Raw genomic sequence first — 8,843 nt, forward strand, 5'->3', positions numbered from 1 at the left:
CACCTGGTCGGCGGGCCCCTCCCCCGCACCCGCCACCTCGAGGTCGAGACGTACACCTGGCAGGCCCTGCCGCCCGCGCTGCGCCCCCGCGACGCCGGCCAACTCGCCGACGGCATCGCCGCCGAACTCGCCATCGCCCGCGACCTGCTGACCGACCTCGGCCTCAAGGAGCTGCCGTGACCCCCTCGGTGAACCCCCTGCTGGTCCTCGACGTCGTCGGCCTCACCCCACGCCTCCTGGACCACATGCCGCACCTGAAGGCCCTGGCGCGCGACGGCTCCCGCGCACCGCTGGGCACCGTGCTGCCCGCCGTCACCTGCGCCGCGCAGTCGACCTTCCTGACCGGCACGCTCCCCTCCGAGCACGGCGTCGTCGGCAACGGCTGGTACTTCCGCGAGCTCGGCGACGTCCTGCTGTGGCGGCAGCACAACGGGCTGGTCGGCGGCGACAAGCTGTGGGACGCCGCCCGCCGGGCCGCCCCCGGCTACACGGTGGCCAACATCTGCTGGTGGTACGCGATGGGCGCCGACACCGACATCACCGTCACCCCGCGCCCCGTCTACCACGCCGACGGCCGCAAGGAACCCGACTGCTACACCCGGCCGCCGGCCCTGCACGACGAACTCACCGGCGCACTGGGCACCTTCCCCCTCTTCAACTTCTGGGGACCCGGCGCCGACCTGGTCTCCAGCCGCTGGATCATCGACGCCACCCGCCACGTCCTGCGCACCCGGCGCCCCGACCTCGCCCTGTGCTACCTGCCCCACCTCGACTACGACCTGCAGCGCTACGGCCCCGACGACCCGCGCTCGCTGCGGGCCGCCACCGACCTCGACGCCGCCGTCGCCCCGCTCCTGGACGAGGCCCGCGCCGAGGGCCGCACCGTCGTCGCGCTCTCCGAGTACGGCATCACCCCGGTGACCCGCCCCGTCGACGTCAACCGCGTGCTGCGCCGCGCCGGACTGCTGGAGGTGCACACCCAGGACGGCATGGAGTACCTCGACCCGACGACCTCCCGCGCCTTCGCCGTCGCCGACCACCAGATCGCCCACGTCTACGTGCGTCGGCAGGAGGACCGGGAGACGGTCCGCGCCCTGCTGGCCGAGGTGCCGGGCGTCGCGGACATCCTCGACGACGCGGGGAAGAAGGCGAACGGCCTCGACCATCCGCGCGCCGGCGAGCTGGTCCTGGTCGCCGAGGCGGACAGCTGGTTCACCTACTACTACTGGCTCGACGACGCCCACGCCCCCGACTTCGCCCAGCTGGTGGAGATCCACCGCAAGCCCGGCTACGACCCCGCCGAGCTCTTCATGGACCCCCTCGACCCGTATGTGAAGGTCAAGGCGGCCGCAGCCCTGGCCCGCAAGAAGCTCGGCCTGCGCTACCGGATGGCCGTCGTCCCGCTGGACCCCTCACCCGTGCGCGGCAGCCACGGCCGGCTGCCCGAACGGGACGAGGACGGCCCGCTGCTGCTGTGCTCCGCCCCGCACGACCTCGGCGAACGCGTCGAGGCCACCGAGGTGAAGAACCTGCTGCTGCGCCTGGCGGGGCTCGCCTGACCGGGCGCGGGTGAAGCCGTCCGGCCCGCGGCGGGACGTCCGTGGAGGACGCCCGCCGCGGGCCGGACGGAACGGGGGAGTGCTCAGTGCCCGGGGCACCCCGGAAGCTGCGCGCAGGCCACGAAGTGGTCCGGCTCGGCCTCGTACAACTCACCCTCGGCACCCGCGTCGTGGAAGACGCAGCTCTCCACCGGCTCGGCGTCGACCCAGTCCACGCCCAGCCGTGGGACGGCGGCCAGCAGGTGCCGGGTGTAGGGGTGCATCGGGTTGCCGAAGACCTTCTCGGTCGCCCCCCGCTCGGTGATCCGCCCGCCGCGCAGCACCACCGTCTGCTCCGCCAGGTAGGTGCCCAGGGCGAGGTCGTGCGTGATGTACAGGACGCCCAGGCCCCGCTCGCGCAGGTCGCCCAGCAGGTTGAGGACGTCGACCCGGGTCGAGGCGTCCAGCATGCTGGTGATCTCGTCGGCGACCAGGAACTCCAGTTGGTCGAGCAGCAGCGCCCGGGCGATCAGCAGGCGCTGCAGCTGGCCGCCGCTGAGCTGGTGCGGGTACTTGTTCAGCACCTGCCCGGGATCGAGCCGCACGTCGCGCACGGCCCGCTCGATCCGGCCGCGCCAGTCGGCGGCGGACAGCTTCGGGTAGTAGGCCTCCTTCACCAGCGCGAAGACCCGGTCCGCCTTGAAGACGGGGTTGAAGCAGCTGAACGGGTCCTGGAAGATCCCCTGCACCCGGCGGTAGTACTCCCGGCCGGAGCGCACCGGCTCGCCGCCCAGCGTCAGCGAGCCCTCGGTCACCGGGGTCAGGCCCAGGATCATGCGCCCCAGGGTCGACTTGCCGCTGCCGCTCTCCCCGAGCAGGGTGACGACCTCTCCCCGCCCGACGGTGAAGGAGACCCGGTCGACGGCGGTGACCGAACTGCCGGAGAAGGTCCCGGTCCGGAACGTCTTGGTGACGCGGTCGAGTGTCAGCATCAGACCTTCCAGCACGCTACGTGGTGACGGGGGGCGACCTCGACAACCGGCGGCTGCTCGGCGCACCGGTCGTCGGCCAGCGGGCACCGGGCACGGAACCGGCACCCGGTGGGCGGGGACAGCAGCGAGGGCGGGCTGCCCTCGATGCCCGACAGGCGGCCCTCGGAGCGGCGCACGCCCGCCTCCGGCAGCGCGGCCAGCAGCCGGCGGGTGTACGGGTGACGCGGCGCACTGGTCAGGACCTTCGACGGCGCCTTCTCGGCGAGCAGACCCGCGTACATCACCATGATCGTGTCGGCGATGTGCGAGGTCAGCGCGAGGTCGTGGGTGATGAACACCATGCTGGTGACCAGGCCCTGGTCGCGCAGCCCCACCAGGGCGTGGGCCACCGCCTTCTGGTTGGAGACGTCCAGGGCGCTGGTCACCTCGTCCGCGATCAGCAGCGACGGGTCGAGCAGCGTGGAGATGACCATCACCGTGCGCTGCTTCATGCCGCCGGACAGCTCGATGGGATAGCGGTCCAGGACCTCCGGCTTCAGGCCCACCAGGGCCAGACGCCGGTGCAGCTCCTCGGTGTCCACCGACGCCCCGCGCGAGGCGAGGAGTTCGCGGACCATCCGGCCGATGCGACGCGTGGGGTTCATCGCGCTCATCGAGTACTGCGGGACCAGCGAGATGCGGCGGAAGCGGAAGGCGTTCATGGCGCGGTCGTCGCCGACGGGGACGTCGTCCCCGTCGAGGGTGACGGTGCCGCCCACGTGGCGCATCCGGCCGTCCATGCGGATCAGCGACTTGCCGAGCGTGGTCTTGCCGCAGCCCGACTCACCGACCAGGCCGAGGATCTCGCCGTCGTCGACGGAGAAGCTGACGCCGTCCAGGGCGCGTACGTCGCCCCGCAGCGTGCGGTAGTGGACCCGGAGGTCGTCGACGGTCAGGGTCATGTGCTTACGACTCCCTCAGCTTGGGGTTGAACACCTCGTCCAGACCCACGTTGGCGACGTACAGCGCGCCGACGACCGCGGTGATGCCCACCCCCGGCGGCACGAACCACCACCACATGCCGAGCTGGAGCGCGCTCCACTGCTGCGCGCTCTGGAGCATCAGGCCCAGCGACACGCTGTCGGTGGGGCCGAGGCCGATGAAGTCGAGCGAGGAGGCGATGAGGATGGAACCGCCGAACAGCAGGATGAACGTCATGAACAGGTAGGAGCTCATGTTCGGCGCGATCTCCCGGAAAATGATCTTCCAGGTACGGCTGCCGCTGAGCCGGGCCAGATCGACGAAGTCACGGGTGCGCAGACTGAACGTCTGGGCGCGGATCGCCCGCGCCGCCCACGGCCACGACGTCAGGCCGATGAACAGGCCCTGCACCGGCACGCTGCGCACGCCGAGGTAGGCGTTGACGATCAGCAGCACCGCCAGCGACGGGATGACCAGCACGATGTTGGTCAGCATCGTGAGCACCTCGTCGAGCACACCGCCCCGGTAGCCGGCGAAGAAGCCGACCAGCATGGCGACGACGGCCGCGATGCCGCCGCCGATCACGCCGACCAGGAAGGTGGCGCGCAGGCCGTGCACGAACTGCGCGAAGACGTCCTGCCCGAAGGTCGTGGTGCCGAACCAGTGCTCGCCGCTGGGCCCCACCCCCTGGGCGCCCGAGTAGGCGTTGGGGTCCTTGCCCTCCAGCAGCAGCGGGCCGAGCAGGCCCGTCAGCAGCAGCACCAGGACGACGGCCAGGCCGATCAGCAGCTTGGGATTGCGGACCGCGTAGTGCAGGGTCTCGCGGGTGGGACTGAGCGGAGCCGACGGCTCGGCCGTCGCGGGGGCCAGGCCCGGAACGGCGTCCGGAGCGGGCTGCGTGGTCGCGACCGGCTCGGAGGCCGGTTCGCCGAGTGGGGGCATCGCGTTCATGACTGGCCTCCCGCCATGCCGGTTCGGGTCCGGGGGTCGACGATCACATAGACGAGGTCGATGACGAAGTTGGCGATGAGCACACCGATCACGATGAAGAGGAAGGTGCCCTGCAGCAGGAAGAAGTCGCGGTTCTGGATCGCCGCGAGGATCAGGCTGCCCAGGCCCGGATAGTTGAAGACGATCTCCGTGACCAGCGCGCCGGCCACCAGGACGCCCAGCTGCAGCGCCAGCCCGGTGATCTGCGGCAGGACGGCGTTGCGGAAGGCGTACCGGCGGATCAGCCGCTGCGGGGCGCCCAGCGCGGCCAGGTACGACGAGTGGTCCGCCTCGAGTTCGTAGATGATCATGTTGCGCATGCCGATGGCCCAGCCGCCCAGCGCCACCAGGAACATGGACAGGAAGGGCAGCACCCAGTGGTGCAGCGCGTCGGTGAAGAAGAGCCAGCTCCACGACGGCTCGATGTCCAGGCTGTAGCCGCCCGAGACCGGGAACCAGCCCGCCCGCGCGCCGAACACCCAGGCCAGCAGGACGGCGATCCACATGTACGGCATGGCCGTGAGCAGGTAGCCGGCCGGCAGCACGGTGTTGTCCAGCAGCTTGCGGCGGGCGGCCAGCGCGCCGAGCCAGTTGCCGACGAACCAGCTGAGCAGGATGGCCGGGATCATCAGGGCGAGCGTGTAGGGCAGCGCACCCAGGATGATCTCGCTCACCGGCTGCGGGAACACCCAGATCGAGATGCCGAAGTCGCCCTGCAGCAACGACGACCAGAAGTGCAGGTACTGCTCCCAGACGGGCCGGTCGAAGCCGAACAGCTCGTTGTAGTAGGCCCGCATGTGCTCCACGGCCTCCGGCTGCGAGACCCGGGCCCGGGAGATCATCGCGGAGACGGGATCACCGGGCATGAACCGGGGGATCAGCCAGTTCACCGTGACGGCGAAGACGAAGGTGAGGACGTAGACGAGGAGCTTGCGGGCGAAGTAGCGGCGCAAGGGTGAACTCCAGGATCAGGAGAGGCAGGAGAGCCGAGGCAGGCGGGGAGGTCGGCGCCGGGCGGCCGCCCGGAGGCGCCCCGCCCCCACCGGTGGGGCCGGCGGGGGGGGGCGGGGGGGGGGCGGCGGGGGGGCCCCCCCCCCCCGCCGGTGCGTCCGGCGGGAGGGGGCGTGCGGCGGCCGCCGCGGTCGCGGGAACTGCTTCCGCGGGACTACTTCTTCGCGGGCTTCAGGCCGGTCAGCGCCTCGAAGCCGCCCAGCTCCAGCCAGTTGCGCCACAGGGTGGGCGCGTGCGGGTTGTCGCCCTTCTCCGAGGGCCAGTTGGTCCAGGTGCCGGTCGTCGACTGGGACCACAGGCCGTTGTACCAGAGCGGGATGACGGGCATCTCCTCGAGCTGGATCTCCTGGATCCTGGAGACCGCCTCCTTCATGCCCGCCTCGTCGTCGGTCTTGACGCCGCCGAGCTCGTTGACGAGCTTCCACGCCTCCTTGTTCTCGTAGCGGCCGAAGTTGACCGTGTTCTGCTGCTCGCGGACCGGCAGCTGGAACATGTACTCGTAGTACGTCCACGGGGTGTTGGACAGCTGGCGCTCGTTGTTGATCACCAGGTCGAACTCACCCTTGCCGCGCATGTCGGTCAGCGCGTTCTGGTCCGGGAAGTCGGTGCTCACGTCGATGCCGGCGGCCTTGGCGCTCTCCGCGATGACCTTCGCCGCCTCCATCCAGTCGGTCCAGCCGGACGGCACGATCAGCTTCAGCTTCAGCTTCTTGCCGTTCTTGTTCTCCACCAGCCCGTCGCCGTCGGTGTCCTTGTAACCCGCGCTCCTCAGCAGGCTCTTCGCCTTGGCGGTGTCGAAGGAGAAACCGCTCTTCGCGGTCAGGCCCTTGTCGATGTAGGCGTCCCACTGCGGCAGCAGACCGGTCGGGTCGGCCGGCCGCACCAGCTCGCCGTAGACGCCCGTGACGATCTTGTCGATGTCGATCGAGTACGCCAGCGCCTTGCGGAAGGCGGCGTCGTCCATCGGCTTGCGCTTGGTGTTGGGCACCAGCCAGGCGGTGTTGGCGGACAGCATGTAGGGCGGTCCGTCGTAGTACGAGACCGCCTTGCCGCCCTTGATCATCTGGGCGGCGCCCGGGAGGAAGTTGTTGCTCAGGTCCAGCTGCCCCTGCCCGATCTGGCCGATCACGACCTCGTTGCTCGGGTTGGAGATGTCGACGATGTACTTGGGGGCCGGCTTCATGCCGAGCGCCTTGACGCCCCACCAGTCGTCACGGCGCTCCCACACCACACGGTCCTGGGAGTGGCTCTTGAGCTTGTAGGCCCCCGAAGCCACCGGCTTGTCGTTGACCCCGTTGAGGATGTCCTCCTCGGAGAGCTCGCTCCACACGTGCTCCGGCACGATCGGCTGCCCGTAGAGGGTGAAGTCCCACTCCTGGTAGCGCGCCTCCTTGAAGGTGAAGCGCACGGTCTGCTCGTCGACGGCCTCCGCCTTGGACAGCCAGTCCCACAGCGTGTGGAACGAGGAGGCCTCCAGCTTGCCGATCTCGTAGGAGAAGACGACGTCCTTGGCGGTCATCGGCTTGCCGTCCGACCAGGTGACGCCCGAACGCAGCTTCACCTCGTAGGTCTTGTCGTCCTTCCACTCCCCGCCCTCGGCCAGCCACGGCTTGAGCTCGCCGGCCTTCGGGTCGAAGTGGAACAGCGTCTCGTACGCCAGGCCCTTGGTGCCGGTGGCGTGGTCCCAGTTGTGCAGGGGGTTGTAGTTGGCCGGCGGCCCCCACTGGGTGCCACTGGTGTAGAGGGTCTCGTTCCTCGGAAGTCCCCCCTGAACTCCTATTCCGTCCGGGGTCGTGGAGGAACCCCCGCCCGTACACGCCGTGACGACCATGCCGCCGACGGCCAACAGAGCGATGAGCCGCGCTCGAGTGCGCATCGGTCAACTCCCTCCCCGCCCGTCCTCGGGCGGAGCCAACTGAACCGGGTAAGTGGCGGAAGTCTCGGCCCGCCGGGCGGCGGTGTCAAGGGGGGACGGGAGCGCTCCCGTGGCTTCGTTACACGGAAGTTGTTTACGTGAAGGTCCGCACCGGGCAGGTCTCGACGTGCGGCGGTGCCGCTACGATGACGGCACCCACATGAAGCGGTTAAGCGAGGTCACATGTCCAGGCGTCGCCCCACCATGGAGGACATCGCGCGGCGAGCGGGCGTCTCCAAGGTCGCGGTCTCGTACGCGCTCAACGACCGGCCCGGCGTCTCGCCGGGGACCCGGGCCGAGATCAAGCGGATCGCCCGGGAGATCGGGTGGCGGCCCAACAGCGCGGCCCGCGCCCTCACCCGGGCCAGGGCCGACGCGGTGGGACTGGTCTCCTCCCGGCCCGCCCAGCTCCTCGGAGCTGAACCGTTCTTCATGGGCCTGATCAGCGGCATGCAGGACGAACTCGCCGCCCAGGGCAAGGCGTTGACGCTGCAGTTCGTCGCCGACGCCGGGCAGGAGATGGAGGTCCACCGCCGCTGGTGGGGCGAGGGCCGCATCGACGGCGTGCTCCTGACCGACCTGTGCACCGACGACCCGAGGATCGCGCTGATCCGCGAACTCGGCCTGCCCGCCGTGGCGATCGGCCACCCGGAGGCGGCGGAAGGGCTGCCCTCGGTGTGGTCCGACGACGCCGCCGCGCTCGGCCAGACCCTGCGCTACCTGCACGCCCTCGGCCACCGCTCGGTCGCCCGGGTCGCCGGACTGCGCGACCTCGACCACACGGCACGCCGCGACCGCGCCCACCGGGCGGTCTGCGCCGAACTGGGCATGGGGGAGCCGGCCATCGTGCACACCGACTACTCCGGGGAGGCGGGTGCCCGAGCGGCCCGCGGCCTGCTCATCCGGCCCGACCGCCCGACCGCCATCGTCTTCGACAACGACATCATGGCCGTCGCCGGCCTGTCGGTCGCCGACGAACTGGGGCTGAGCGTCCCCGGTGAACTGTCCCTGGTCGCCTGGGACGACTCCCAGCTCACCAGGGTCGTCCGCCCGGGCATCACCGCGCTCAACCGGGACATCCCCGCCTACGGGAGGCACGCCGTCCGCACCCTCCTCACCCTGGTCGAGGAAGGCTGGGCCGAGGGCCTGGAGGACGAGCCCGCACGGCTGCTGCCGCGCGGCAGCACCGGGCCGGCGGCGGGGGCCGCCGCGGCCGCTGCGGCCGCACGCTCCGGCTCCGTGACCGCGGAGCCTGCCTGACCGGTGCTCGCGGGGCCGGTGCGGCGGTGCGGCGGTGCCGTGGAGCTGGCCTGGCAGGCCGTGCCGGCCGTGTCGCGGAGCCCGCGCGGCCGTGTCGCGGAGCTGGCCTGGCCATGTCCGCTGGAAGGCGGCACTCGAGGCGGAGGGGGTCCGGGTGGGGGCCGTCCCCACGGAAAC

The 8,843-nt window shown here is 70.9% G+C and carries 7 protein-coding genes and 1 pseudogene; 3 read left to right on the forward strand and 5 right to left on the reverse strand.

Annotated elements, in window-relative coordinates; all coding sequences use genetic code 11:
* Both ACOV8S_RS06305 and ACOV8S_RS06310 read left to right on the forward strand, forming a co-directional pair.
* Positions 1–180, forward strand: a pseudogene (locus ACOV8S_RS06305) (metabolite traffic protein EboE); the annotation flags it as partial.
* The gene (locus tag ACOV8S_RS06310; RefSeq protein WP_448316561.1) at positions 177–1,559 is read left to right on the forward strand and encodes an alkaline phosphatase family protein; all 1,383 of its coding nucleotides are present in this window, start codon (positions 177–179) and stop codon (positions 1,557–1,559) included. The pseudogene ACOV8S_RS06305 and the gene ACOV8S_RS06310, both read left to right, overlap by 4 nt.
* A gap of 83 nt (positions 1,560–1,642) precedes the next feature.
* Here ACOV8S_RS06310 and ACOV8S_RS06315 read toward each other — a convergent pair whose 3' ends face one another.
* The 5 genes from ACOV8S_RS06315 to ACOV8S_RS06335 all read right to left on the reverse strand — a co-directional run bounded on the left by ACOV8S_RS06315 (position 1,643) and on the right by ACOV8S_RS06335 (position 7,367).
* Positions 1,643–2,530, reverse strand: a complete 888-nt coding sequence (locus ACOV8S_RS06315) for an ATP-binding cassette domain-containing protein (RefSeq protein ID WP_448316563.1) — start codon at positions 2,528–2,530, stop codon at positions 1,643–1,645.
* On the reverse strand, positions 2,530–3,471 hold the full coding sequence (locus ACOV8S_RS06320; protein ID WP_448316565.1) for an ABC transporter ATP-binding protein: 942 nt from the start codon (positions 3,469–3,471) through the stop codon (positions 2,530–2,532). The genes ACOV8S_RS06315 and ACOV8S_RS06320 overlap by 1 nt, the downstream gene beginning before the upstream one ends.
* Before the next feature lie 4 nt (positions 3,472–3,475).
* The gene (locus tag ACOV8S_RS06325) at positions 3,476–4,441 is read right to left on the reverse strand and encodes an ABC transporter permease (RefSeq protein ID WP_448316567.1); all 966 of its coding nucleotides are present in this window, start codon (positions 4,439–4,441) and stop codon (positions 3,476–3,478) included.
* Positions 4,438–5,433: an ABC transporter permease gene (locus ACOV8S_RS06330; RefSeq protein WP_448316569.1), complete on the reverse strand. Its 996-nt coding sequence runs from the start codon at positions 5,431–5,433 to the stop codon at positions 4,438–4,440. The genes ACOV8S_RS06325 and ACOV8S_RS06330 overlap by 4 nt, the downstream gene beginning before the upstream one ends.
* 212 nt (positions 5,434–5,645) lie before the next feature.
* A complete protein-coding gene (locus ACOV8S_RS06335; RefSeq protein WP_448316571.1) occupies positions 5,646–7,367 on the reverse strand; it encodes an ABC transporter substrate-binding protein in 1,722 nt (573 codons plus the stop codon).
* 222 nt (positions 7,368–7,589) lie between these two features.
* Here ACOV8S_RS06335 and ACOV8S_RS06340 point away from each other — a divergent pair, with 222 nt between their 5' ends.
* Positions 7,590–8,666: a LacI family DNA-binding transcriptional regulator gene (locus tag ACOV8S_RS06340; protein ID WP_448316573.1), complete on the forward strand. Its 1,077-nt coding sequence runs from the start codon at positions 7,590–7,592 to the stop codon at positions 8,664–8,666.
* The last annotated feature ends 177 nt before the right edge of the window (positions 8,667–8,843 follow it).

The sequence above is a fragment of the Streptomyces sp. CO7 genome (genome assembly GCF_053474865.1).